The following is a 23,436-nucleotide window of genomic DNA, read 5'->3' on the forward strand; positions in this document are numbered from 1 at the left end:
TCGCTCTGGCGCCGCTTAAAGAATCACATGCGGCACAAAGCGCGCGTACTCGTCCGTGATCAGCCCGGCCGACTCCCGGATGCCGAGCCCCGCCGGTTCGTCCTCCACCACCCACGCGCCGAGCACCACCCGGTTGCCGTCCACGTCGGGCAGCGGGGCCAACTCCTGGTAGCAGCAGGCCTCGTCCCGGATGACGGGCTCCGCGCCCGGCTGATGCACGGTCACGCCCGCGCCCTCCCGGCCGAGCAGCGGCTTGGCCACGTAGCCGTTGGCGCGGGCCAGTTCGCGGGGCCCGTCGAGGTAGGCGGGCAGCAGATTGGGATGCCCGGGGTACAGCTCCCACAGAATGGCCAGCAGCGCCTTGTTGGACAGCAGCATCTTCCAGGCGGGCTCGATCCACAGGGTGGAGCCGGTGCCGCCGCCGTTGTCGATCGTGTCCAGCACATGGCTGCCGAACCGGTCGCTGACCAGCCACTCCCAGGGGTAGAGCTTGAAGCAGCCGCGGATGAAGCGGTGCCGCATGTCCACGAAGCGGCCGGAGAGCCGTTCCCAGCCGATGTCCTCCATGGAGATCGCCTCGGTCCGCAGCCCCGCCTGTTCGGCCGTCTCCCGCAGGTAGGCGACGGTCATCAGGTCCTCGCCCAGCTCGTCCCCGGCCGAGTGGGCGAAGTACAGGGGCACACCCGGCGGCAGCAGGGCCGCCTGGCGCTTCCAGGCGTCGACCAGCCGCTCGTGCAGGGAGTTCCACTGGTCGGCGCCCGGGAAGCGGTCCTCCATCCAGAACCACTGGGCGCTCGCCGCCTCCACCAGCGAGGTGGGCGTATCGGCGTTGTACTCCAGCAGCTTCGCCGGTTCCGGGCCGCCGTCGTACCGCAGGTCGAACCGGCCGTAGACGCTGGGCTGTTCGGCCCGGCGGCGCCAGGACTCGGCGATCAGCCCGGCCACTCGCGGCTCCTCGATGCCGAGGTCGGCGAAGCGGTCGGCGTCGACGATGTGGGCGGCCGCCTCCAGACACATCCGGTGCAGCTCTTCGACCACCTCCTCCAGCGCCTCGACTTCGGGCAGCGAGAAGACGTAGTAGGCGCTCTCGTCCCAGTACGGGCGCAGCGAGCCGTCCGGGTAGCGGGTCAGCGGGTAGATGACCCCCTGCTCCTCGACCGTGGCCTGCCAGCCGGGGCGGGGGTCCATGGTGTGACGCTTCATGGGGTCGTCGTCCGGTCAGCCGCCGCCGGATCCCGAGCATCCGAAGCCGCCGCGGTCGGCGGCCTGGCTCTTGCTGAAGGTGCCGTAGTCCGCCCAGCGGCCGTCGACGTCGGCGTCGTAGTACCAGTCGCCGTCGACCCGCTGCTTGGTACCGGTACCGCCGCCGCGCTTCTTCTTGCCGGTCGTGGAGCCCGAAGAGCTGTTGCAGGCGCTGGAGTCGACGATGCGGTAGCCCCTGATGTCGTAGCTGTCCGGGTCGACACAGCGCTTGTCGGGCTCCGACCCGCAGGAGGTGAGGGCCGCCGCGAGGGCTCCCATGCCGCCGAGGATCACCGTGCTCGACCGCAGCCGACGTGGACTTTTCCGTTCCATGGGTACTGCTCCCCCGTTCGTTTGACCGCCCACCCTAGAGGGGGTTATCGCACAGGTGAACGCCGGGGGTGGGGAGCGGCCCGCCCGCGCTCCTACTCAGGGCAGCACCCGGCACAGCGCCTCCAGGGCGCCCGCGAAGGCGTGTTCGGGCGGCGCCCCGTAGGCGAAGACCAGTCCCTCCGGCTCCGATCCGCCGCTTCCGGGCTCCTTCTCCTCGCGGTACCGGTAGCGGTTCAGCCCCTCCATGGCCAGGCCCTGCCAGGCCGCGCCCTGGAGGACGGAGCGCACGGTGCCCGGCGGCAGTTCGAGCACCGCGTGCAGTCCGGCCGCGATGCCCGTGACGCGCACCTGGGGCGCGCGTTCGGCCAGCGCCGCCACCAACTGGTCGCGCCGCCGCTGGTAGCGCAGCCGCATCCCGCGCACATGGCGGTCGTACGAGCCCGAGGCGATGAACTCCGCGAGGGTCAGCTGGTCCAGGGCGCCCGACTGCCACTCCCCCGTCCGCTTGACCGCCAGCAGCCGGTCCAGCAGATGGTCCGGCACCACCATCCAGGCCAGCCGCAGCGCGGGCGCCAGGCTCTTGCTCGCCGTGCCCAGATAGACGACCCGTTCGGGGTCCAGCCCCTGGAGCGCCCCCACCGGCTGGCGGTCATAGCGGAATTCGCCGTCGTAGTCGTCCTCCAGCACCAGCCCGTCGGTCCGGGACGCCCAGTCGACCACGGCGGCCCGCCGGTCGGGGTCCAGGGCGACCCCCGTGGGGAACTGGTGCGCCGGGGTGAGCAGCGCGGCGCGTACGTCGGTGAGGCCGTCGAGTTCGCCGGTGCGGGCGCCCCGCCCGTCGACCGGCAGCGGCACGGTGCGCAGTCCGGCGCGGCGCAGCACGTTCCAGTGGATGTCGAGTCCATACGACTCGACGGCCAGTGCGCGGTGGCCGTCCCCGTGCAGCGTCCGGCTGAGCAGGCCGAGCCCCTGGATGAACCCGGCGCAGACCACGATCCGTTCGGGCGCGGCCCGCACCCCGCGGGCGCGCGCGAGATAGTCGGCCAGGACCCGGCGCAGTTCGGGCCGCCCACTGGGGTGGCCGTAGCCGAAGGCGTCGCTGGGGGCCGCGGTGAGGGCGCGCCGGGCGGCGGACAGCCAGGCGGAGCGGGGGAAGGCGGAGACATCGGGCGACCCGGCCCGCAGGTCGTACTTCGGGTGGGTGGCGGCCACGGCGGCGGGCGGCGGGGTGCGCGGCGGCGCGGGCTCGGGCGGCACGACGCGCCGGGCGACCCGGGTGCCGGAGCCCTGCCGGGCGGTGAGCCAGCCCTCGGCGACGAGTTCGCCGTAGGCGTCGGCCACCGTGTTGCGGGCGATGCCGAGGTCGGCGGCGAGCGAGCGGGAGGAGGGCAGCCGGGTGCCGGGGGCGAGGCGGCCGCCGCGTACGGCGTCGCGCAGGGAGCGGATCAGCGCGGCCCGCACCCCGGTGGTCCCGCCCCGGGGCAGGTCAAGATGGAGATCGGCGCCGAGCCCGGTCGCCTCCCCGGGCCCGGGGCTGGCCTCTCCGGACCCGGAAGGGGCCTCTCCGGACCCGGAAGGGGCCTCTCCGGACCCGGAAGGGGCCTCTCCGGACCCGGAAGTGGCCCACGAATCCTCCATGGAAATGGACCATACCTCTGGGCTGCCGAGCTTCTAGCGTGGACCGCATGACGACGCATGAGAGCACCCCTCACCACGGCCCCCGGATGAGCTTCGCCCACACGGCACCCGCCGTCTACAAGGCCATGGTCCAGCTGGACGTGGCGGCCCGTAAGGGGCTGGAGCCGTCGCTGACCGAGCTGGTCAAGATCCGCGCCTCGCAGATCAACCACTGCGCGTTCTGCATCGACATGCACATCAAGGACGCCCGGGCGGCGGGCGAGTCCGAGGAGCGGATCTACCTGCTCAACGCCTGGGAGGAGGCGGCCGGTGTCTACACCGAGAAGGAGCAGGCCGCGCTCGCCCTGACCGAGGCCGTCACCGTTCTGACCGGCGGCGTCCCGGACGACGTGTACGACAGGGCCGCCAAGCACTTCGAGGAGGAGGAGCTGGCCCAGCTCATCGCAGTCATCTTCACCATCAACGCCTGGAACCGGATCGGGGTGACCACCCGCCTGGTCCCTGGTTCCTACAAGCCGACCGCGGGCTGACACCGGGCTCTACCAAGGGGGTTCTCATGACGGCCAGTGACACGGCCGAGGCCAGGGCGTTCCGGGCGATGCACCACGGCCGGGAGGCGGAGGCGCCGCTCGTGCTGCCCGGTCCCTGGGACGCCGGTTCGGCCCGCGCCTTCGCGGACGCGGGCTTTCCGGCCCTGGCGACGCCGAGCGCCGGGGTCTCGGCGTCGCTGGGCTACCAGGACGGCCGGATACCGGCCGAGGAGATGTTCGCCGCGGTGGCCCGGATCGTCCGGGCGGTCGAGGTGCCGGTGTCGGCGGACCTGGAGAGCGGCTACGGCCTGGACGCCAAGGAGCTGGTCGAGCGGCTGCTGGAGACCGGGGCGGTGGGCTGCAACCTGGAGGACTCCGACCCGCTGACCAAGCGGCTGGCCGACCCCCGGGAGCAGGCGGACCGGCTGGCCGAGGTGCGGGCCGAGGCGGGCGACGGGCTGGTGATCAACGCCCGGATCGACGTCTTCGCCCACGGCCAGTTCGAGGGCGGGGCCGACGACATAGAGCGCGCGGCCGAGGCGGCGATCGAGCGCGGGCGGGCCTATGCGGCGGCGGGCGCGGACTGTATCTATCCGATCTTCGCGCCCCCGGAGCTGCTGCCCCGGCTCGCGGCCGCCATCGGCGCCCCGGTCAACGCGGCGGCCTTCGCACCGGACGGCCCCTCGCCTGCCGAGCTGGGGCGGCTCGGCGCCGCCCGCGTCACCTTCGGCCCCCGGCTCTTCCGCGCGACGATGGCCGCCGCGCGGGACCTCGCCGAGCAGCTGGGCCGCTGACAGCCGGGCCCCGCTCCGTCCGCCCCATGAGGAAGAACCGCATGAGGGCGACCGGGCGGGGCCCGCCGGGTGCATCCGTCAGAAGGTGACTGGCTCGTTCAGAAGGTGACTACGGCAGCCACTTCTTCCAGACGTCCGGATGCGCCTTGATCCACTTCTTGGCCGCGTCCTGAGCCGACATCCCGTCCGAGGCGATCAGCTCGGACACCTCGTTCTGGTCCTTCTTGGTCCAGTGGAACTTCTTCAGGAAGGCGGCGGCCTTGCCGCCCTTCTTCGAGAAGTCCGCGTTGAGGTACTTCTGCAGCGGGGTGGTCGGGTAGGCGCAGTCGATGGAGTCGGGGTCCTCCTCGCCCTTGGACGCACACTTGTCCGTGTACTTGGGCAGCTTCACCTCTTCCATCGGCACCTGGTTGAACAGCCACTGCGGCTCGTACCAGTACGTCAGGAAGGGCTTTTTCTGCTTGGCGAACTGCTTGAGCTGGGTGATCTGGGCGGATTCCGAACCGGCGAAGACGATCTGGTAGTTCAGATCCAGGTTCTTCACCAGCGCCTTGTCATTGGTGACATAGGACGGGGATCCGTCCAGCAGCTGGCCCTTCCCACCGCTCTCCGCGGTCTTGAAGGTCTTGGCGTACTTGTTGAGGTTCTTCCAGTCGAGGACGTCCGGATGCTTGTCGGCGAAGTACTTCGGCACCCACCAGCCGATGTGGCCGGTGACGCCGAGGCCGCCGCCCGACGCGATCGTCTTCTTGTCCTTGACGTAACGCTGTTCCTGCTCCGGGTGACCCCAGTCCTCCAGGATCGCGTCCACCCGGCCCTGGCTGAGCGCGTCCCACGCCGGGATCTCGTCCACCTGGACGGTGTCGACGTGGTAGCCCATCTCGTGTTCCAGCAGGTACTGGGCGACGGCCACGTTGGCCTGTGCCCCGACCCAGGACTGGACGGAGAGCGTCACGCTCTTCGCGCCGCCCACATTGGCGTACGGCGAGGACTGCTTGGACATGTCCGCCGCGCCGCAGCCGGTCGCGGTGAGCAGGGCCGTGACCCCGGTGGCGGCCATCAGCAGCTGCCGACGGCGAGGGTTATGGGCCGTAGCCATCTCAGGCCCCCTTCCTGTCGCGGCGCGCGGTCGGCTGGGTCACCCGGTCGAGCATCAGCCCCAGGCAGACGATCGCCGCGCCCGCCACCAGACCGGTCGCCAGGTCACCCTGCGCCAGGCCGAACAGCACGTCGTAGCCGAGCGCGCCCGAGCCGACCAGACCGCCGATGACGACCACGGCCAGCACCAGCACCACGCCCTGGTTGACGGCGAGCAGCAGCGCCGGACGGGCCAGCGGCAACTGGACCTGGCGCAACTGCTGCCCCTGGGTGGCGCCGAGCGAGCGCGCCGACTCCAGCGCGGACGGGTCGACGTCCCGGATCCCCTGGGTGGTGATGCGGATGACGGCGGGCAGCGCGTAGACGATGGCCGCGGCCGCCGCCGGGGCGCGGCCGACGCCGAACAGCGCGACCACGGGGATCAGGTACACGAACTGCGGCATGGTCTGGCACACGTCCAGCACCGGTCGCAGCATCCGCTCCAGCCGGGCGCTGCGCGCGGCCCAGATGCCGATCGCGAAGCCGAGCACCAGCGTGACGAAGACGGCCGCCAGCACCTGGGAGAGGGTGTCCATGGACGCCTCCCACACGCCGAGCACACCGATCGCGGCCATCGCGGCGGTGGCGGTCAGCGCGGTGGCCCAGGTGCCGATCAGCCAGGCCAGCGCCCCGACGATCAGCAGGATCCCGTACCACGGGATGCCCTGGAGCCCCTCACGCAGCGGGTCGAGGACCCACTTGAGGTAGTTCGCGGCCCATTCGGCGGTGCCACCGACGACCGGTACACCGGTGTAGAGGTGGTCGACCATCCATTCCTTGAAATCGTTGACCGGCCCCTCGATGGCGACGGTCCAGCCGCCCGGCCACGTCTGGGAGCCGGACAGCCGTCCGGCGAAGGTGACGACCGCGGTGATCACCGCGACGCCCGCCCACGCGGGCCAGCCGCGCAGCAGCCGGGAGCCGCCCTCGGCCGGGGGCGTGCCGAGCCGCTCGCCCGCCGCTCCGATGGTGCGGTCCATCACGACGGCGAGAAGCACGATCGGGAGTCCCGCGGCGAGCGCCTTGCCGACGTCGACGCTGGACAGCGCCTGGTAGACGCGGTCACCGAGACCACCGCCGCCGATCACGGACGTGATGACGGCCATGGACAGCGCCATCATGATCGTCTGGTTGATGCCCAGCATCAGTTCCTTGCGGGCCAGCGGGAACCGGGCGGACAGCAGCCGCTGCCGCCAGGTCGCGCCGAGCGAGGTCACGGCCTCCAGCACCCCGGCGTCCGCGCCGCGCAGGCCGAGGGCGGTGAGCCGGGCCATGGGCGGAGCCGCGTAGATCACGGTGGCCAGCACCGCGCCGGGCACACCGTTGCCGAAGATCATCACGACCGGCAGCAGATACGCGAACGCGGGCAGCACCTGCATGGTGTCGAGCACCGGCCGCAGCACCCGGAACGCCAGTTCCGAGAGCCCGCCGGCCAGCCCCAGCAGTCCGCCGACGATGACGGACGTGGTGACGGCGATGGCCATCAGCGCGAGCGTCTGCATCGTCGGCACCCACATGCCCAGCAGTCCGCAGACGGCGAGGGACACGAGGGTCGTCACCGCGACCCGCACGCCCGCGAGCCGCCAGGCGACCAGGGTCAGACCGGCGGTGACACCGGCCCAGCCGAGGGCGAGCAGGGCGACGTAGACGATGCGGACGCCGGTGATGACGGCCTGGCTGATGTGGCCGAAGAAGTAGAGGAAGATCCAGTGGCTGTCGCGGTTGTCGAGGATCCAGTCGCTGGACTTCTCCAGCGGTCCGGACACATCGACGCTCAGCGCGCTCGGCCAGCTGCCGCCGGACCACTGGGCGTGCGCGAGCGGTATCACCACGGCGGCGATCACCACGAGCACCGCGAGCTTGTGGACGGCGCGGCTGCGGACGAGGGTGTGCCACAGCGACGGGCGCGACTCGTCCGCGCCGGTCTTGCCCGCGGGCGGCCCGGTGCCGGGGTCGGTACGGGGGCGGGTGGTCGTGGCGCTCACACGCGCCCCCCGGTGCCGCCCCGCGGGAGGGAGGTCAGGGGCGTACTCATGCCGCTGCCGCCTCCTTCCCGTCCAGGCCCGCGACGACGCTGAGCAGGCAGGCGTGGTCGACGACGCCCAGGCAGCGGCCGCCGTCGACGACGCGCGCGGGGCCGCCGGAACGGGCCACGGCCTCGATCGCGTCGGCGACGGTGGTGCTCGGGGTCAGCGCGGGGCCGCCGTCCTTCTCGTCGGACTTCGCGGGGCGCATCGCGCGGCGCACGGTCAGCACCTGCTCGCGCGGCACATCGCGGACGAAGTCCCGTACGTAGTCGTCGGCCGGGGAGCCGACGATCTCCTCCGGGGTGCCGAGCTGCACGATGCCGCCGTCCCGCATCAGCATGATGCGGTCGCCGAGCCGCAGCGCCTCGCTGAGGTCATGGGTGATGAACACCATCGTCCGGCCCTCGTCGTGGTGCAGCCGGATGACCTCCTCCTGCATGTCGCGGCGGATCAGCGGGTCGAGCGCGCTGAACGGCTCGTCGAACAGCAGCACCTCGGGGTCGACGGCGAGCGCCCGGGCCAGGCCCACACGCTGCTGCTGACCGCCGGAGAGCTGGCCGGGGCGGCGGCGCTCCAGCCCGTTGAGACCGACCTTCTCGGCCATCTCGGCGGCCTTGGCGCGGCGCTCGGCCCGGCCGACGCCCTGGATCTCCAGGCCGTAGGCGATGTTGTCGAGGACGGAGCGGTGCGGCAGCAGCCCGAAGTGCTGGAAGACCATGGCGGCGCGGTGGCGGCGCAGTTCGCGCAGCCGGGCCTTGTCCATGGCCATGACGTCCTCACCGTCGATCTTGAGCGTCCCGGAGGTCGGCTCGATCAGACGGGTGAGGCAGCGCACCAGGGTGGACTTGCCGGAGCCGGACAGCCCCATCACCACGAACACTTCGCCCGGCTCGACGTCGAAGGAGACGTCCCGGACGGCGGCCGTGCAGCCGGTGCGGGCGCGCAGCTCCGCGGTGGACAGCTCGGCGTCGGGCGAGCCGGGGACGCGGTCGGCCTTCGGACCGAAGACCTTCCACATGTCACGGACCGAGAACACCGGGGTGCGATCGCCGGTCTCGGGGGTCTTGGGGGTGTCGGGCGTCTCGGGGGCCAGGGTCGTCGCCATCACGCCTCACCTCCCGGGGCGAGCTGGGCGGCTCGCTCGCGCGATCGGTAACGGACCTGATCACGCTCCCCGACCAGCAGGTCCGCGCACTTCTCGCCGACCATCAGCACACCGATCATCGGGTTCACGGCGGGCATGGTCGGGAAGACCGACGCGTCGGCGATCCGGATGCCGGACAGGCCGCGGATGCGCAGATCGGGGCCGACCACGGCCAGGTCGTCGTTCGCGGCGCCCATCTTGCAGGTGCCCGCGGGGTGGTAGACGGTGTGCGCGACCTTACGGGCGTACTCGCTGATCTCCTCGTCCGAGGTGATCTCCGGGCCCGGGCACACCTCGCGCTTGAGCCAGCCGGACAGCGGCTCGGTCTTGGCGATCTCGCGGGCGAGCTTGATGCCGTCGACCAGGGTGCGGCCGTCGTAGTCGTCCTCGTCCGTGAAGTAGCGGAAGTCGAGGGCGGGCTTGACCTCGGGGTCGGCGCTCGTCAGGTAGAGGCGCCCGCGGCTGCGCGGCTTGGGGATGTTGGGGGTCATCGACACCCCGTGCTCGGGCCGCTCGTAGCCCAGCCGCTCGGGGTTGTCGGTGAAGGGGATCTGGTAGAAGTGGAACATCAGATCCGGACCCTTGGACTCCGGGTCCCGGCGCACGAACAGACCGGCGTCCGAGTCCATCGCGGAGTTGTCCGGGATCGGGCCGTCCGTCTCCCACACGATCACCGACTCGGGGTGGTCGAGCAGGTTCTCACCGACGCCCGGCAGATCCACCTTGACCGGGATGCCCAGCGCCTCCAGGTCGGCCTTGGGGCCGATGCCGGAGTGCATCAGCAGCCGCGGGGTGTCCACCGCGCCCGCGCAGACCAGCACCTCGGTCTTCGCCGAGACGAGGATCTCCTCGCCGTCCTTGGTGCGCACGTGCACGCCGGTGGCCCGGCCGCTGTCGTCCAGCTCCAGCTTGTGCGCCCAGGTCTCCAGCATGATGTGGAGGTTCGTCCGGTCCAGGAACGGGTGCAGATAGGCGACCGACGCGGAGGAGCGCTTGTTGTTCTCCGGGTGGTACGAGAGGTCGAAGAAGCCGACACCCTCATGGAACGGCTGCTTGTTGAAGCCCTCGACGCGCGGCACGTCGGCGGCGGCCTGGGCGGCCTCCACGAAGTCCCGGGCGATCGCGTTCCGGTCCTTCTCGTCGACCGGCACGACGTTGTTGCGCAGCTTGTGGAAGTACGGATCCATCGCGGCGGCGTCCCAGCCCTCGGCACCCGCCTCGGCCCACTCGTCCCAGTCGCCCGGCAGCGGCTTGAAGGAGATCAGGGTGTTGTGCGAGGAGCATCCGCCGAGCACCCGGGCGCGGCTGTGCCGGATGTGTGAGTTGCCGCGCGGCTGCTCGACCGTGGGGTAGTCGTAATCCAGGTCGCCGCCGAGCAGCCCCAGCCAGCGGCGCAGGGTGAGGACATCCGGGCGGTCGATGTCGGAGGGGCCACCCTCGATGACGGCGACGCGGACGTCCGGATCTTCCGTGAGCCGGGAGGCGATCACCGATCCTGCGGTGCCTCCGCCGATAACGACGTAATCGTATGCGTCAGGTACGGGCATGGTGGGGGTTACTCCTCGCGGTCTTCCGGTCTTCCGGGGCGGCACACACGGGTGCGGGCCGGGGGCCGCCCCCGGAAGGGTTGGGGGGTTTCGGACGAAGGGGAGAGAAGGGGGAGCCGCCGGGCGCCGTCACCGGACGCGACAGGGCCCGGGCCCGGCGGGAGGTCCGGGCCCGGCGGTGCCGCCCCGGGCGGGGGCCGGCGGCGGGGCGTCAGCCGCCGAACCAGCGCACCGGGCTGGGCCGCAGGTTCTCGTAGACATGCTTGGTCTCGCGGTACTCGTCCAGGCCCGCCGGGCCCAGCTCACGTCCGACGCCGGACTTGCCGAAGCCGCCCCATTCGGCCTGCGGGAGGTAGGGGTGGAAGTCGTTGATCCACACGGTGCCGTGGCGCAGCCGCGCGGCGACCCGGCGGGCGCGCGCGGTGTCGGACGACCAGACGGCGCCGGCCAGGCCGTACTCCGTGTCGTTGGCGAGGGCCACCGCTTCATCTTCGGTGCTGAACGTCTCCACCGAAAGAATCGGGCCAAACGTTTCTTCGCGAACGACGCGCATTTCGCGGTGGCACTGGTCGAGCACGGTCGGCAGGTAGAAGTAGCCGGTCGCGGGGCGGACGTCGGACGGCTCGGGCTGCTTGCCGCCGGTCCGCAGCACGGCGCCCTCCTCCAGGGCGGACGCCACGTACGCCTGGGTCTTGGCGAGCTGCTGGGCCGAGACGAGCGGGCCGCACTCGACACCCTCCTCGGTGCCGCGGCCCAGCTTGATCTTCTCGGCGCGGCTGACCAGCTCGGCGACGAACCGCTCGCGCACCGACTCCTCGATGATCAGCCGGGCACCGGCCGAGCAGACCTGGCCGCTGTGGATGAACGCGGCGTTGAGGGCCTGGTCGACGGCGGTGTCGAAGCCCTCCTCGGTGGCGCAGGCGTCGGCGAAGACGACGTTCGGGTTCTTGCCGCCCAGCTCCAGGGCAACCTTCTTCACGCTCGGCGCGGCGGCCTGGGCCACCTTGGTGCCGCTGGCCAGGCCACCGGTGAAGGACACCAGGTCCACATCCGGGTGGTCGGACAGCCGGGCGCCGACCGGGTCACCGGCGCCGGTCACCAGGTTGGCCACACCGTTCGGCAGGCCCGCCTCGACCAGCAGCTTCACCAGGTGCACGGTGGACAGCGGGGTCACTTCGCTGGGCTTGATGACGAAGGTGTTGCCCGCCGCGAGCGCCGGGGCCACCTTCCAGCTGGCCTGGAGCAGCGGGTAGTTCCAGGGGGTGATCATCGCGCAGACGCCGACCGGCTCACGCACCACGACGCTGTGCACATCGGGGCTGCCCGCGTCGACCACACGGCCCGCCGACTCGCCCGCGACCAGCTCGGCGAAGTAGCGGAAGGCGTTGGTCACGTCGTCGACGTCGACCCGGCCCTCCTCCAGCGTCTTGCCGGTGTCGCGGCTCTCCAGGAGCGCGATCTCCTCACGGTCGCGCTGGAGCAGATCGGCGACCCGCCGCAGCAGCGCCGACCGCTCGGCGACCGGGGTGTGCGGCCAGGGGCCGCTGTCGAAGGCGCGGCGCGCGGCGGCGATGGCCGCGTCGGTGTCCTCGGCGCCGCCCTCGGCGACGACCGCGAGGGTCTTGGCGTCCGCGGGGTCGAGAACCTCCCGCTGCGCGCTGGATGCGGCCGCTCGCCACACCCCGTCCACATGAATGGTCTCGACTGCCGACACGTCTACCTCAGCCTTCCGGTGTTGCGAGCGTTTGCGCTGGCCACGCCAGCAACAGGGACCCCTTACCGGAACCGGGAAACGTATGCGCAATTTTTCCTTGAAAGTGGCCCGGCTCACGCGGGACGGACGCGCGACACGGGGTGTCAGGCGTGTGCGAGGCAGGTGTGCGGCCTACGAAGCGGTGCAGTAGGCGGTGGGGCAGAAGGTCTCCAGCACGGTGTCGTGCAGCGACTGCTCCTGCGCCCGGTCACCGGCGGGGCCGATGATCAGCACCGCGTACATGGTGCCGTTCTGCGCGGCGAAGCGGCGGTCGAGTATCCGGCGGTCGCCGGAATCCTTGCTCACATACGTGTACTCCAGCTGGGCCGGGTCCATGGCGGCGGCGCCGAGCTGGGCGAGGGTGATCTGCTCGTAGCCGCGGTTGCGGGACGCCAGCCGCTCGGCCTCCTGCGCCGACTCGTACGGCGTGGCCTCGGGACCGTGCAGCTCGAACACCTGGATCTGGGTCGAGTCGTCGGGCGAGGTGTAGAAGACGCTCGGGCCCTCCACCGTCCGCCGCCATCCCTCGGGGACGGCGATGTCGAAGCCCTCGGGGTCCCGCGCGGTGCTGAAGCCCGCGGGCGGCGCGGAGCCCGTCAGGGACGGACCCGCCGAGGGGGACGCGGACGGCGCCCCGGACGGATACGCCGAGGGCAGCCCGGACGGCGCCGCGCTCGGCAGCCCCGACGGCAGATCGGTGGGCGCGCCGGTCTCGGGCGCGGGATAGACATCGCCGGGCGCGGTGGCGTCCGCGGTCGCCGAGGGCGTCGGGGTCGCGCGGTCCCAGGGCAGCGGCCCCGCCTGTTTCCCGGTCGTCCCGTCACCGCCGAAGGCCACCCAGCCGGAGAACGCGATCCCGACGGTCAGGAACAGCGTGACCGCGACCGCCTGCACCACCCGCCGCGTCTCGTCCCCCGCTCCGGGCCCCGCTCCGGGACCGGTGTCCGGCCGCTCCGCCGGGCCCTCGCCGCCCGGCTCCCACCGCTCCCCCGAACCCCCGTCAGCCATGCCCGCTCCCCCTAAATCGCATACTTCTACCGATAAGCTGAGTTAACCGAGTTAGCCGACATACGGTGTACCCAGTATGCGCGCCGCGGCCACCTCCGCTACCGCCCCGATGCCGGATAGTTGGCCACCGGAGATGTGCGGCAGCTGTGCGCGCTCAGCCCGCCGGGCAGTACGCGGTGGGGCAGAAGGCGTCCAACACGATCCGCTGCCGCTCCACTTGATCCGGCCACTCGTCGGACGGGCCCGCCACCAGCACCGCGTACTGCACCCCGTCCGGCCCGGTGAAGGCACGGTCGACGACGCGGCGCGGGCCGTACTTCTCGCTGCGATAGCCGTATTCCAGCTGCGCCTCGGAGTCGTCGCCCGCGCCGAGCCGCTTGAGCCCGTACCGCTTGTAGCCGGGGTTCTTCTTGAGGCTGGTCTCGGCCTGCTTGAGCGCCTCGTACGGGGTGATCTGTGGGCTGGTCAGGGCGAACACCTGGATCAGACGGCTCGCGTCGGACGACTCGTAGAAGACCCCCGTATCGCGCTTGACGCGGTCCCAGCCCTCCGGGACGTCCAGCGTGAACCCTTCAGGATCGGCGGTGCGTTGATACCCCTGCGGCGGTGGACCGCTGCCCGCGGCGATCGACCCCGACGGCGATACGGACGGCTGCGCCGACGACGGCACCACATCCGACGGCGCGGGCGAGCCGCTGTCCCAGCCGGACGCGGTCGCGCTCGGGCCGCCGCTGCTTTCCTGCGCCGTGTCATCGCCGTTGTCCGACAGCAGCTGCCAGGCGCCGACGCCGATGCCGCCGATGAGCACCACGGCCAGCACCACGAGCAGCACCGGCCCCCGGTGCGGGCTGGGCGGCCGTCTGCCCGGGGCGAGCGGCTCGGCGCCCTCCCCCACCCAGCGCTGCGCGGCCTCGTCCCAGCGGGGGCCGCGCTCATCGCTCGGCGTGCTCATCTCAGCCGCCCAGCAGCGCGCCGACCGCCTGGCCGACGGCAACGCCCGACGCCAGCATGCCGACACCGGCCCCGGCGTCCTGCAGCAGCACCCGGAGCCGGGCGAGACGGCCCGCCCCGGCCCGACCGGTGCGCTGGATCTCGTCCTGAGTGCTGGTCAGTTCGTCCGACAGGGCGCTGACCTGCGGGCTGTCGACCAGCCGCGCCAGATCGGCGGAGAGCTGCCCGACGGCGCGCAGCAGCTCCTCGTACGCGGGGTCGCAGACGGCGCCGCCCTGGGGCCCGTTCACGATGCGGTTGTTGTCGCCAATGCCGACGACACCGTCGCGCACATTGCCGATGCGGATGTTCCCGAACCGCCGCCCGCCCTGGCCTCCGGCCGTGCCCGCGCCGCTTTCCTCGTCCCTCTCAGCCGTCCCCATCGCCGCCTCCCCCTCTGTTGCCCCTGGTGTTGCTGACCGTGTTGTTGTCGCCGACGGTGATGGCGCTGTCCTGTGCGGACTCGATGAAGATGCCGCCACCGCTCACGTTGATGATCTTCTGCTCGAACTCGCCGGTCTCCCATCCGGCTTCGTCCAGCGCCTGCCGGACCCCGTTGGCCACCCGGTCCTCGACGCTCTTCAGATAGCGGCTGACGTCCATCTCCTGGAAGAGCGAGGCACTGTGGTCGCTGCCCAGCTCGCGCACGGACTTCCAGGGCCCGTCGGGGATGGCCGCGCCATAGGCGCCCGTGTACATCCGCACAAAGAAGGCGATCATCCGGAAGCCGTGGACCAGCACGCGGCCCGCGGCCGTGGGCGTCCGGGCCAGCGCCCACAGCGCCTTGCCCGGCAGCCCGCCTCGGCGGTGGGAGTCGGTGAGCCGGTCGATCGCGCGGAAGTCCGGGCGGATCGGGCGCAGCACATGCGGGGCGAACTCCAGCATCAGCATGCCGCCCTGGGTGTGCACCCGGACGAAGACGGTGGTGACGACCTCCTCCTTCCAGGCTCCGACCCTGATGCGCAGGAAGTGCCGCCGGACCTCGCCGCCCTCCTCGACCGCCTCGGCCCGCTCCCGCTCGAAGTGCGCCTCGCCGTACGGCGCGAGGGAGCGGCTGCGCAGCCCGGTGGCCTTCACGAACACGCACTCGTCCAGCTCCAGACCGCGCAGCCGGTCGCGGACCTCGACCGACTGCCTCGGCACCACGGAAGTCGGCACCACGGGACTCGGCACTACAGGACTTTGGGCGGGAGGCCGGGCGGACGGGGTGCGCAGGCTCTCCACCAGCGGCCGGATCCGCTCCAGGACCACCCGGTTGTCGAGCGGCACCGCCGTACGGCCCTCGCGCGGCCGCAGCTCGACCGCGAGCGTCCAGGTGGCGTGCGCGGTGCCCGCTCCGAGAAAGGGGTGCTGATCGTGGTAGAGGATCACGGGCGCGTGCTGCTCGCGCCGGATCAGCTCCCGCACCCGCCGGACGCGGGCGCTGCCGGAGCGCTCGGCGGGGTCGTCGGCCGGAGTGGCGAAGGTCTGCGGATCGAGGTCGCTGGACAGCACCCGGGCCACGTGCTCGCGGTGCAGGGCGACCGCGGCGGCCATCGCGGTGGGGATGAGCAGCGCGGCCCAGGCGGCGCCCGTGCCCGACGCGGTCGTCAGCTCCGAGAGCGCGCCACCGTCCAGAGTGCTCGGCTCCGGATCGTCCGAGAAGACCAGCTCCAGCGCGGAGAAGACATAGACGATCAGCAGCAGCACTCCGGCCACCCGCAGCACCGCGGCCAGCCGCCGCCGCGAGGGCGGGATCCCGTCCGAGCCCGGATAGTCGGCGCGGAACGGGCCCGAGGCGCCGCCCCTGGCCCAGGTCGCCACCAGTAACAGCCCGCAGGACAGCACGAAGATGAGGAAGAAGCCCTTGGCGAGCAGGGCGTGCAGCAGCCAGAGCCCGATCAGCAGCAGAATCCAGCCCGCCTCCAGGCGGCGGGCGCGCAGCGCGTGGGCGAGCACCCGGGACGCGTCGATGCCCAGCGACGGGGCCACGACGCGCTCCTCGTGGACCAGCAGCTCGTCCACGACCGCGTCCCGGAAATCGTCGTCCAGATAGGCACCCGCGCACAGCAGCCGCGTGGCCTCACTGGCGGCATATCTGTCTGGGTGTCTGGTTTCGGGATCACTGCGACTGCCTGTGCCCATGCTCTCCCCCCGAGGCCGGCGTCAACCCCTCTTACGGTAGGAGAAGGTGGGGCGCAAGAACAGCGAATAGCCAAAGGGTCACCCTCCGGAGTGAAAAACGGAGGGTGACCCTTCGGAAGTCCGCGGCGGGAAGTCCGCAGCGGGGTGCGTCAGCGGGGTGCGTCAGATGAGGCCCAGACCGCGCACGGCCTCGCGCTCCTCCTCCAGCTCCTTCACCGACGCGTCGATGCGGGTGCGGGAGAACTCGTTGATCTCCAGGCCCTGGACGATCTCGTACTTGCCGTCCTTGGTGGTGACCGGGAACGACGAGATCAGACCCTCCGGCACGCCGTACGAGCCGTCCGACGGGATGCCCATGGAGGTCCAGTCGCCCGCCGCGGTGCCGTTGACCCAGGTGTGGACGTGGTCGATGGCGGCGTTGGCGGCGGAGGCGGCCGAGGACGCGCCACGGGCCTCGATGATCGCGGCGCCGCGCTTGGCGACGGTCGGGATGAAGGTGTCGGCCAGCCACTGCTCGTCGTTGACGACCTCGGCGGCGTTCTTGCCCCCGACCTCGGCGTGGAAGACGTCCGGGTACTGGGTGGCGGAGTGGTTGCCCCAGATCGTGAGCTTCTTGATCTCCGCGACCGGCACCCCGGTCTTCTGGGCGAGCTGCGACAGCGCGCGGTTGTGGTCCAGGCGCGTCATCGCGGTGAAGCGGTCGCCCGGTACGTCCGGGGCGGCGGCCTGGGCGATCAGCGCGTTGGTGTTGGCCGGGTTGCCCACGACCAGGACCTTGATGTCGTCCGCCGCGTGGTCGTTGATGGCCTTGCCCTGCGGCTTGAAGATGCCACCGTTGGCCTCCAGCAGGTCGCCGCGCTCCATGCCCTTGGTGCGCGGGCGGGCGCCGACCAGCAGCGCGACGTTGGCGCCGTCGAAGGCGACGTTCGGGTCGTCGGAGATGTCCACGCCGCGCAGCAGCGGGAACGCGCAGTCGTCCAGCTCCATCGCGGTGCCCTCGGCCGCCTTCAGCCCCTGGGGGATCTCCAGAAGCCGCAGTTTGACCGGCACATCAGCGCCGAGAAGCTGACCGGAGGCGATGCGGAAGAGCAGCGCGTAGCCGATCTGGCCGGCCGCGCCGGTGACGGTGACATTGACGGGAGTGCGGGTCATGGCGGTCTCCTGCGCTGTGTTTGTCCGAGATCTCTTGGTGTCGAGATACCGGCGTCAGGCTATCCGACGACGCGGCGCCCGCATCCCCGGGCCTGTGTGTCGCCGCTCACCGGCCACGCCCCCAGGGGGTGTCTTCCAGATCATGCCGGGCTCCCGACGTCTGGCACGGCATCTCGCGGCCCCGCGCTCGTCGCACGCAGCGCCGCTGCGCTCTCCTCACGCGGGTTGCGAGCTACCGCACCAGACGCCGCTCGCTGATCCGGCCTGATCCGAAAGACACCCCCTAGCGGCCGCCTGCCAGGAGGGGGAGTACAGACGGCCGCCCGGTGCCGCACCCGTGGGGGGGTTCGGCCTGCGCCTGCCCCGATTCCCGGGGGTCATTCCCCCCGTTCCGAAATTCCCCCGGACGGATCCGCGGTGCCCTCCTGCGGGGTGCAGCCGCGCTGGCCGCCGGTGAGGGTGGCGCACGCGGTGGCCCGCGCGGTGGCGCCCGCGGTGACCATGCCGGTGTACGCGTCGCCGTCCGCGTCGACCGTGCCGCGCTCGGCACGGCCCGTCCCGCCACCCTTGGCCGGGGCGCTGACCTGTACCTGATCACCGGGGGCCGCCTGGGCGATGCGGGCCCATGCGGCGCCGCAGACCTTGCTGTAGCGGACCTCGACGTACGCCGTCCCGACCATCGCGTTCGCGGTCGTCGTGGCGTACTTCCCGCCGCAGCCCATGGCCTCCGGGTCCTTCCCGGCGCAGTCGTCCCCGGAGCACTTCACCCCCGCCGGGAGCCGGGAGGCGGTGGTGGCGGGGGCCTTGACCGGCTTCTGGGCCCGCTTCTCGCCGCCGTCGCCCTGGCTGGTCACCAGTACGGCCCCGGCCACGATCAGCAGCGTGCCGACGACGCCCGCGGCGAACAGCGCGATACGGCGCCGGGGCCGCTCGGCGGGACGCGGCGGGCCCGGCTCATCGGCCTCAGGTGGTGAGGGCGGGGTGGGCGCGGCGGGCTGCGCGGGCGGTGTGAGCCGCGCGGGCGATGACGCCGCCGGGACGGGCTCCACCAGCGGGTGTTCGGGCGCGGGTACGTCAACGCCCTGGACGCTCGGGGTACTCGGGGCGCCCGGGGTGCTCCGCACGCTCGGGAAGGCCGCCGGATTGGACTTCGCCGGTTTGCGCCCGTTCCTCTTCTCCACCGGCGGCGGCGCGAACTCCTCCAGCGCCGCCCGCGCCCGGTCGACGCGGATCGCCTCCATCGTGACGTCGTGCCGCATCTCGGCGCGGCTCCACGCCCGCTCCGCCAGCTCCCACAGGGTGCTGAGATGACCCACGTCCGCGCCCGTCGCCTCGGCCAGCGCCTCCACCGCGCCCTGCGGCGGCAGGAGTCTGCCGCCGAGGTAACGCTCCCAGGAGGTCTTGCTGTAGCCCGTGCGGTCGGCGATGGCCACGACGCTCATCCCGCTCCGGTCGACGAGCCCGCGTAACTGCCCGGTGAACTCCCGCACCTGCGGGTCGAGTTCCTCCGGCAGGTCCCTCCAACGAGGCATGTGCCTCCCCCTGTCCCCCCGTACGTACCTGGTCGTTCCCCTGGCTCTGGGCGCCGAAGTGACTACCCAAAGAGATGCCTTGCCCCAGGATGTCAGTTCCTCGCGCGGGGGCGCATCGGAGCATTTCGGACTGGGGAGCGCACTCCCCCTGCTCCTGCTCGTCGTTGCACGGCGGATACCTCGTTGCGGAACTGTCACTTCCAAGCCACAGGCCCCCGACACTCATTGATCCCGCACAGCTGACACACAACCCTGGTCATCAGGCGGTCCGTCCTTCTTCGGGGGAGAGGGCGGACCGCCGTCAGGGTCAGTAAGGGAAGCGAACAAGCCAACGGCGGCCCGTCCTCCCGCGGGGGGTGAGGACGGGCCGCCGTTCCGTTGACGGGCCGCGCGGAGGGCGCGGACTAGCGGACCGTGAAGTGCACCACGTCCTGAAGGAACGGGAGCTTGATCCAGGGGTCCGGCTGGACCATCAGCGACAGCAGCACGATCACCGCGCCGAGCCCGCCGTACGTCAGCAGGTCGGTGAAGCGCGACCGTACGGCCAGCATCCCCACCTCCGGGAGCGCCCACCGCAGCGCGGCGCCCGCCAGCAGGGACAGCCCGATCAGCGCCGTGCCCAGCCGGAAGCCGTCCAGCGAGACGATCAGCAGCCCGAGCGCGACGCCGCCCACCACGGCCACGAACGGCCACTGCCGGGCGGCCGACGGGGCGCTGCCGGGCGCGGCCCGGCCGCCGCCCTGCGGACGCGCGGTGTCGCGGGTGATCAGCGGGAAGCGGCGGGACTTACGGAGCAGCAGCCCGGGCAGTTCCGCGACCGTCGGCTTACCCGACGAAGCCCCACCGGTCGCAGCTCCACCGGCCGCAGCCCCACCGGTCGCAGCTCCACCGGTCGCAGCTCCACCGGTCGCAGCTCCATCGGCTGAAGCCCCATCGGCCGGAGCCTGGTCATCAGCCGCCGCCTTCTGACCCGCCGCCGTCTGACCGGTCGCGGGTTCCTCGCTCGCCTCAGCCGTCATGACCGGCACCGCCGTCGGCGGCCGCCTTCGCGTCCCGCTCCGCCGCTTCCACGACGTTGACCAGCAGCTGAGCGCGCGTCATCGGGCCGACGCCGCCCGGGTTCGGCGAGATCCAGGCCGCGACCTCGGACACGTCGGGGTGCACATCGCCCGCGATCTTGCCCTCCGCGTCCCGGCTGACGCCCACGTCGAGCACGGCGGCGCCCGGCTTGACGTCCTCCGCCTTCACCAGGTGCCGCACCCCGGCGGCCGCCACGATGATGTCGGCCTGGCGCAGCTGCGCGGACAGGTCGCGGGTGCCGGTGTGGCACAGCGTGACCGTCGCGTTCTCGGAGCGGCGGGTGAGCAGCAGCCCGATCGACCGGCCCACGGTGATGCCGCGGCCGACGACCACCACATGCGCGCCGTTGATCTCCACGCCGTGGTGGCGCAGCAGCTGGATGATGCCCTGCGGCGTGCACGGCAGCGGCGCGGTCTCGTTCAGCACCAGCTTGCCGAGGCTCATCGGGTGCAGCCCGTCGGCGTCCTTGGCCGGGTCGATCAGCTCCAGCACCCGGTTGGTGTCGATGCCCTTGGGCAGCGGCAGCTGGACGATGTAGCCCGTGCACTCCGGGTCCTCGTTCAGCTCGCGGACCGCCGCCTCGATCTCCTCCTGGGTGGCGGTGTCGGGCAGGTCGCGGCGGATGGACGCGATGCCCACCTGGGCGCAGTCGCGGTGCTTGCCCGCGACGTACCACTTGCTGCCCGGGTCTTCGCCGACGAGCAGGGTTCCGAGGCCGGGATGGACGCCCTTGGCCTTCAGCGCCTCCACGCGGCTGACGAGATCGGACTTGATCGCGGCGGCGGTTGCCTTGCCATCGAGAATCTGGGCGGTCATGGCTTCATCCTCCCGGATGCGGGGACATCGATTCCACTCAGGGCCCATGAGAAGAGCCTGTGAGAGGGGACGCGGTGGGGTGGGCGGCGGAGGCCGCACCCCTGACCTCGGGGTGCGGCCTCCAGTGAGATATGTCGCGTCGGGCGCGCTCAGTGGAAGAAGTGCCGGGTACCGGTGAAGTACATGGTCACGCCCGCCTTGCCGGCCGCCTCGACCACCTGCTCGTCGCGGACCGAGCCGCCCGGCTGCACCACGGCCTTGACGCCCGCCTCGGCCAGCACCTCGAAGCCGTCCGGGAACGGGAAGAAGGCGTCGGAGGCGGCGTACGCACCGGCCGCCCGCTCCTCGCCCGCCCGGGCCACGGCCAGCTTCGCCGAGTCGACACGGTTGACCTGGCCCATGCCGACGCCGACCGTGGCGTTGTCCTTGGCGAGCAGGATCGCGTTGGACTTGACCGCCCGGCAGGCGCGCCAGGCGAAGGCCAGCTCGGCGAGGCCGTCGGCGTCCAGCGCCGCACCGGTCGCCAGGGTCCAGTTCGCCGGGTCGTCGCCCTCGGCCTGGAACCGGTCCTTGGCCTGCACCAGCGTGCCGCCCTCGATGGGCCGCCGCTCGGTGGCGGCCGCGGGGGCGTCGGCGCAGCGCAGCACGCGGATGTTCTTCTTACGGGCCAGCACCTCGACCGCGCCGTCCTCGTACCCGGGGGCGACGATGACCTCGGTGAAGATCTCGGCGACCTGCTCCGCCATGGCGACCGACACCGGACGGTTGACGGCGATCACGCCGCCGAACGCCGACAGCGAGTCGCACGCGTGCGCCTTGCGGTGCGCTTCGGCGACGTCCGCGCCGGTCGCGATCCCGCAGGGGTTGGCGTGCTTGATGATCGCGACGCACGGCTCGGCGTGGTCGTGGGCGGCGCGGCGGGCGGCCTCGGTGTCGACGTAGTTGTTGTACGACATCTCCTTGCCGTGCAGCTGCTCCGCGTGCGCGAGGCCCGTGCCGCTGCCGTCGCTGTAGAGCGCGGCGGGCTGGTGCGGGTTCTCGCCGTAGCGCAGGACCTGCTTGCGGGTGAAGGTCGCGCCGGTGAAGTCCGGCCACTCGCCCTCGTCGTCCGCCCCGTAGCCTTCCGCGAACCAGTTGGCGACCGCCACGTCGTACGCCGCGGTGTGCTGGAACGCCTCGGCCGCCAGCCGCTTGCGGCGCGCCAGGTCGAAGCCGCCGTCGGCGGCGGCCTTGAGGACGTCACCGTAGGCGGCCGGGTTGACGACGACCGCCACGGACGGGTGGTTCTTGGCGGCGGCGCGGACCATCGACGGACCGCCGATGTCGATCTGCTCGACGCACTCGTCGGGCGAGGCGCCCGAGGCGACCGTCTCGCGGAACGGGTAGAGGTTGACGACGACCAGTTCGAACGGCTCGACGCCCAGCTCGGTGAGCTGCTCGCGGTGCGCGTCGAGGCGCTGGTCGGCGAGGATGCCCGCGTGGACGCGCGGGTGCAGGGTCTTGACGCGGCCGTCCAGACACTCCGGGAAGCCGGTCAGCTCCTCGACCTTGGTCACCGGAACGCCCGCCGCCGCGATCTTCGCGGCCGTCGAGCCGGTCGAGACGAGCTGGACACCCGCCGCGTGCAGCCCCTGTGCCAGCTCCTCGAGCCCGGTCTTGTCGTACACGCTGACCAGCGCGCGGCGGATGGGCCGCTTGGTACCTTCGGCGGTCACGGGATCCTTACCTTTCGTCCCTCAATGCGGTAGCCGTGACGGGCCAGACGCCCCACGACCTCGACGAGCAGCGAACGCTCGATTTCCTTGATCCGCTCATGTAGAGCGGACTCGTCGTCCTCGTCCCGGACCTCGACCACGCCCTGGGCGATGATCGGGCCGGTGTCGACGCCGTCGTCGACGAAGTGGACGGTGCAGCCGGTGGCCTTCACGCCGTACGCGAGCGCGTCGCGCACCCCGTGGGCACCGGGAAAGCTGGGCAGCAGGGCCGGGTGGGTGTTCACACACCGGCCGCCGAAGCGGGCCAGGAACTCCTTGCCCAGGATCTTCATGAATCCCGCCGAGACCACCAGGTCCGGCTCGTACGCGGCGGTCTGGGCTGCCAGCGCCGCGTCCCACTCGGCGCGGTTCGCGTAGTCCTTGACGCGGCAGACGAAGGTGGGGATACCGGCGCGCTCGGCGCGCTCCAGACCGGCGATGTCGCGGCGGTCGGCGCCGACGGCCACGACCTGGGCTCCGTAGGCCGCGGCGCCGTCGTCGGCGATGGCGTCGAGGAGCGCCTGCAGATTCGTACCGGAGCCGGAGACGAGGACGACGAGACGGGCAGGGGACCCGGAAGGGGCGGGGAGGGGCGGGGAGGCCACGGCGGGGATCTTTCTCGCGGGCGGTGCTGCCGTTTGTGTGGTCGTACAAGGTCATGGCCTGTTGAATTCCGGGGAACTCTACGAAGCCGCCGACCGTCAGCAACGATACCGGCACACGAAGCGGCCCCCGGGGGACGGGGGCGGGCACGGGAGGTAGCGTCTGGACTGCGAATCCAACTGACGCCGTGGGAACGACCGTCGCGCCCGCCCCGCCGAGCCGTACGGAAGCA

At 71.9% G+C, this 23,436-nt stretch carries 20 protein-coding genes; 2 read left to right on the top strand and 18 right to left on the bottom strand.

What is annotated here, in order from left to right; translation table 11 throughout:
• Positions 1–15: 15 nt before the first annotated feature.
• The 3 genes from ACFV9T_RS11785 to ACFV9T_RS11795 form a co-directional block, all read right to left on the bottom strand.
• Positions 16–1,203, bottom strand: a complete 1,188-nt coding sequence (locus ACFV9T_RS11785) for a glutathionylspermidine synthase family protein (RefSeq protein ID WP_385438801.1) — start codon at positions 1,201–1,203, stop codon at positions 16–18.
• Between the two features lie 15 nt (positions 1,204–1,218).
• Positions 1,219–1,575, bottom strand: coding sequence for a hypothetical protein (locus tag ACFV9T_RS11790; RefSeq protein ID WP_385438803.1), 357 nt, complete (start codon positions 1,573–1,575; stop codon positions 1,219–1,221).
• A gap of 96 nt (positions 1,576–1,671) precedes the next feature.
• The gene (locus tag ACFV9T_RS11795) at positions 1,672–3,213 is read right to left on the bottom strand and encodes a PLP-dependent aminotransferase family protein (protein ID WP_385438806.1); all 1,542 of its coding nucleotides are present in this window, start codon (positions 3,211–3,213) and stop codon (positions 1,672–1,674) included.
• 47 nt (positions 3,214–3,260) lie between these two features.
• Between ACFV9T_RS11795 and ACFV9T_RS11800 the strand changes: the two genes are divergently transcribed.
• On the top strand, positions 3,261–3,743 hold the full coding sequence (locus tag ACFV9T_RS11800; protein WP_385438808.1) for a carboxymuconolactone decarboxylase family protein: 483 nt from the start codon (positions 3,261–3,263) through the stop codon (positions 3,741–3,743).
• A 26-nt stretch (positions 3,744–3,769) separates the two neighbouring features.
• Entirely contained in the window at positions 3,770–4,537 is a 768-nt protein-coding gene (locus ACFV9T_RS11805; protein ID WP_385438810.1) for an isocitrate lyase/phosphoenolpyruvate mutase family protein, read from the top strand.
• A 109-nt stretch (positions 4,538–4,646) separates the two neighbouring features.
• On the opposite strand, the gene ACFV9T_RS11810 is transcribed toward ACFV9T_RS11805, so the two are convergent.
• The 15 genes from ACFV9T_RS11810 to purN form a co-directional block, all read right to left on the bottom strand.
• Complete coding sequence (locus ACFV9T_RS11810) at positions 4,647–5,636, bottom strand: ABC transporter substrate-binding protein (RefSeq protein ID WP_385438813.1); 990 nt, start codon at positions 5,634–5,636, stop codon at positions 4,647–4,649.
• A gap of 1 nt (position 5,637) precedes the next feature.
• Positions 5,638–7,659 carry an ABC transporter permease gene (locus ACFV9T_RS11815; protein ID WP_385438816.1) on the bottom strand — a complete coding sequence of 674 codons (2,022 nt, stop codon included), beginning with the start codon at positions 7,657–7,659 and terminating at the stop codon, positions 5,638–5,640.
• 46 nt (positions 7,660–7,705) lie between these two features.
• Complete coding sequence (locus ACFV9T_RS11820; protein WP_385438819.1) at positions 7,706–8,806, bottom strand: glycine betaine/L-proline ABC transporter ATP-binding protein; 1,101 nt, start codon at positions 8,804–8,806, stop codon at positions 7,706–7,708.
• Positions 8,806–10,392: a GMC family oxidoreductase gene (locus ACFV9T_RS11825; protein WP_385438821.1), complete on the bottom strand. Its 1,587-nt coding sequence runs from the start codon at positions 10,390–10,392 to the stop codon at positions 8,806–8,808. The genes ACFV9T_RS11820 and ACFV9T_RS11825 overlap by 1 nt, the downstream gene beginning before the upstream one ends.
• Positions 10,393–10,603: 211 nt before the next feature.
• A complete protein-coding gene (locus tag ACFV9T_RS11830) occupies positions 10,604–12,106 on the bottom strand; it encodes an aldehyde dehydrogenase family protein (RefSeq protein ID WP_385438823.1) in 1,503 nt (500 codons plus the stop codon).
• Between the two features lie 171 nt (positions 12,107–12,277).
• Positions 12,278–13,153, bottom strand: a complete 876-nt coding sequence (locus ACFV9T_RS11835) for a serine/arginine repetitive matrix protein 2 (RefSeq protein WP_385438825.1) — start codon at positions 13,151–13,153, stop codon at positions 12,278–12,280.
• A 154-nt stretch (positions 13,154–13,307) separates the two neighbouring features.
• Positions 13,308–14,105 carry a hypothetical protein gene (locus ACFV9T_RS11840; protein WP_385438828.1) on the bottom strand — a complete coding sequence of 266 codons (798 nt, stop codon included), beginning with the start codon at positions 14,103–14,105 and terminating at the stop codon, positions 13,308–13,310.
• A gap of 1 nt (position 14,106) precedes the next feature.
• Positions 14,107–14,526: a hypothetical protein gene (locus tag ACFV9T_RS11845; protein ID WP_385438830.1), complete on the bottom strand. Its 420-nt coding sequence runs from the start codon at positions 14,524–14,526 to the stop codon at positions 14,107–14,109.
• The gene (locus tag ACFV9T_RS11850) at positions 14,513–16,267 is read right to left on the bottom strand and encodes a hypothetical protein (protein ID WP_385438832.1); all 1,755 of its coding nucleotides are present in this window, start codon (positions 16,265–16,267) and stop codon (positions 14,513–14,515) included. Before ACFV9T_RS11850 ends, ACFV9T_RS11845 begins: the two co-directional genes overlap by 14 nt.
• A 162-nt stretch (positions 16,268–16,429) precedes the next feature.
• Positions 16,430–17,419: a malate dehydrogenase gene (locus ACFV9T_RS11855; RefSeq protein ID WP_385438835.1), complete on the bottom strand. Its 990-nt coding sequence runs from the start codon at positions 17,417–17,419 to the stop codon at positions 16,430–16,432.
• Positions 17,420–17,796: 377 nt separating this feature from the next.
• Complete coding sequence (locus tag ACFV9T_RS11860) at positions 17,797–18,951, bottom strand: DUF2690 domain-containing protein (protein WP_385438838.1); 1,155 nt, start codon at positions 18,949–18,951, stop codon at positions 17,797–17,799.
• Positions 18,952–19,355: 404 nt separating this feature from the next.
• Positions 19,356–19,760 carry a DUF3017 domain-containing protein gene (locus ACFV9T_RS11865; RefSeq protein ID WP_385438990.1) on the bottom strand — a complete coding sequence of 135 codons (405 nt, stop codon included), beginning with the start codon at positions 19,758–19,760 and terminating at the stop codon, positions 19,356–19,358.
• Between the two features lie 199 nt (positions 19,761–19,959).
• Positions 19,960–20,847, bottom strand: a complete 888-nt coding sequence (locus ACFV9T_RS11870; RefSeq protein ID WP_385438840.1) for a bifunctional methylenetetrahydrofolate dehydrogenase/methenyltetrahydrofolate cyclohydrolase — start codon at positions 20,845–20,847, stop codon at positions 19,960–19,962.
• 149 nt (positions 20,848–20,996) lie between these two features.
• Positions 20,997–22,562 carry a bifunctional phosphoribosylaminoimidazolecarboxamide formyltransferase/IMP cyclohydrolase gene (gene purH, locus ACFV9T_RS11875; protein ID WP_385438842.1) on the bottom strand — a complete coding sequence of 522 codons (1,566 nt, stop codon included), beginning with the start codon at positions 22,560–22,562 and terminating at the stop codon, positions 20,997–20,999.
• Positions 22,559–23,206, bottom strand: a complete 648-nt coding sequence (gene purN / locus ACFV9T_RS11880) for a phosphoribosylglycinamide formyltransferase (RefSeq protein ID WP_385438845.1) — start codon at positions 23,204–23,206, stop codon at positions 22,559–22,561. Before purN ends, purH begins: the two co-directional genes overlap by 4 nt.
• Positions 23,207–23,436: the final 230 nt, after the last annotated feature.

Source organism: Streptomyces sp. NPDC059850 (assembly GCF_042731515.1).
In the GTDB taxonomy this organism is placed as follows: domain Bacteria; phylum Actinomycetota; class Actinomycetes; order Streptomycetales; family Streptomycetaceae; genus Streptomyces.

Excerpts from the sequence above, each read along its gene's own strand:
- ACFV9T_RS11840 (WP_385438828.1), bottom strand. The coding sequence starts at position 14,105 with ATGAGCACGCCGAGCGATGAGCGCGGCCCCCGCTGGGACGAGGCCGCG.
- ACFV9T_RS11850 (WP_385438832.1), bottom strand. The coding sequence starts at position 16,267 with ATGGGCACAGGCAGTCGCAGTGATCCCGAAACCAGACACCCAGACAGA.
- ACFV9T_RS11820 (WP_385438819.1), bottom strand. The coding sequence starts at position 8,806 with ATGGCGACGACCCTGGCCCCCGAGACGCCCGACACCCCCAAGACCCCC.
- ACFV9T_RS11800 (WP_385438808.1), top strand. The coding sequence starts at position 3,261 with ATGACGACGCATGAGAGCACCCCTCACCACGGCCCCCGGATGAGCTTC.
- ACFV9T_RS11825 (WP_385438821.1), bottom strand. The coding sequence starts at position 10,392 with ATGCCCGTACCTGACGCATACGATTACGTCGTTATCGGCGGAGGCACC.
- ACFV9T_RS11835 (WP_385438825.1), bottom strand. The coding sequence starts at position 13,153 with ATGGCTGACGGGGGTTCGGGGGAGCGGTGGGAGCCGGGCGGCGAGGGC.
- ACFV9T_RS11860 (WP_385438838.1), bottom strand. The coding sequence starts at position 18,951 with ATGCCTCGTTGGAGGGACCTGCCGGAGGAACTCGACCCGCAGGTGCGG.
- ACFV9T_RS11855 (WP_385438835.1), bottom strand. The coding sequence starts at position 17,419 with ATGACCCGCACTCCCGTCAATGTCACCGTCACCGGCGCGGCCGGCCAG.
- ACFV9T_RS11810 (WP_385438813.1), bottom strand. The coding sequence starts at position 5,636 with ATGGCTACGGCCCATAACCCTCGCCGTCGGCAGCTGCTGATGGCCGCC.
- ACFV9T_RS11790 (WP_385438803.1), bottom strand. The coding sequence starts at position 1,575 with ATGGAACGGAAAAGTCCACGTCGGCTGCGGTCGAGCACGGTGATCCTC.
- ACFV9T_RS11805 (WP_385438810.1), top strand. The coding sequence starts at position 3,770 with ATGACGGCCAGTGACACGGCCGAGGCCAGGGCGTTCCGGGCGATGCAC.
- ACFV9T_RS11785 (WP_385438801.1), bottom strand. The coding sequence starts at position 1,203 with ATGAAGCGTCACACCATGGACCCCCGCCCCGGCTGGCAGGCCACGGTC.
- ACFV9T_RS11845 (WP_385438830.1), bottom strand. The coding sequence starts at position 14,526 with ATGGGGACGGCTGAGAGGGACGAGGAAAGCGGCGCGGGCACGGCCGGA.
- ACFV9T_RS11870 (WP_385438840.1), bottom strand. The coding sequence starts at position 20,847 with ATGACCGCCCAGATTCTCGATGGCAAGGCAACCGCCGCCGCGATCAAG.
- ACFV9T_RS11795 (WP_385438806.1), bottom strand. The coding sequence starts at position 3,213 with ATGGAGGATTCGTGGGCCACTTCCGGGTCCGGAGAGGCCCCTTCCGGG.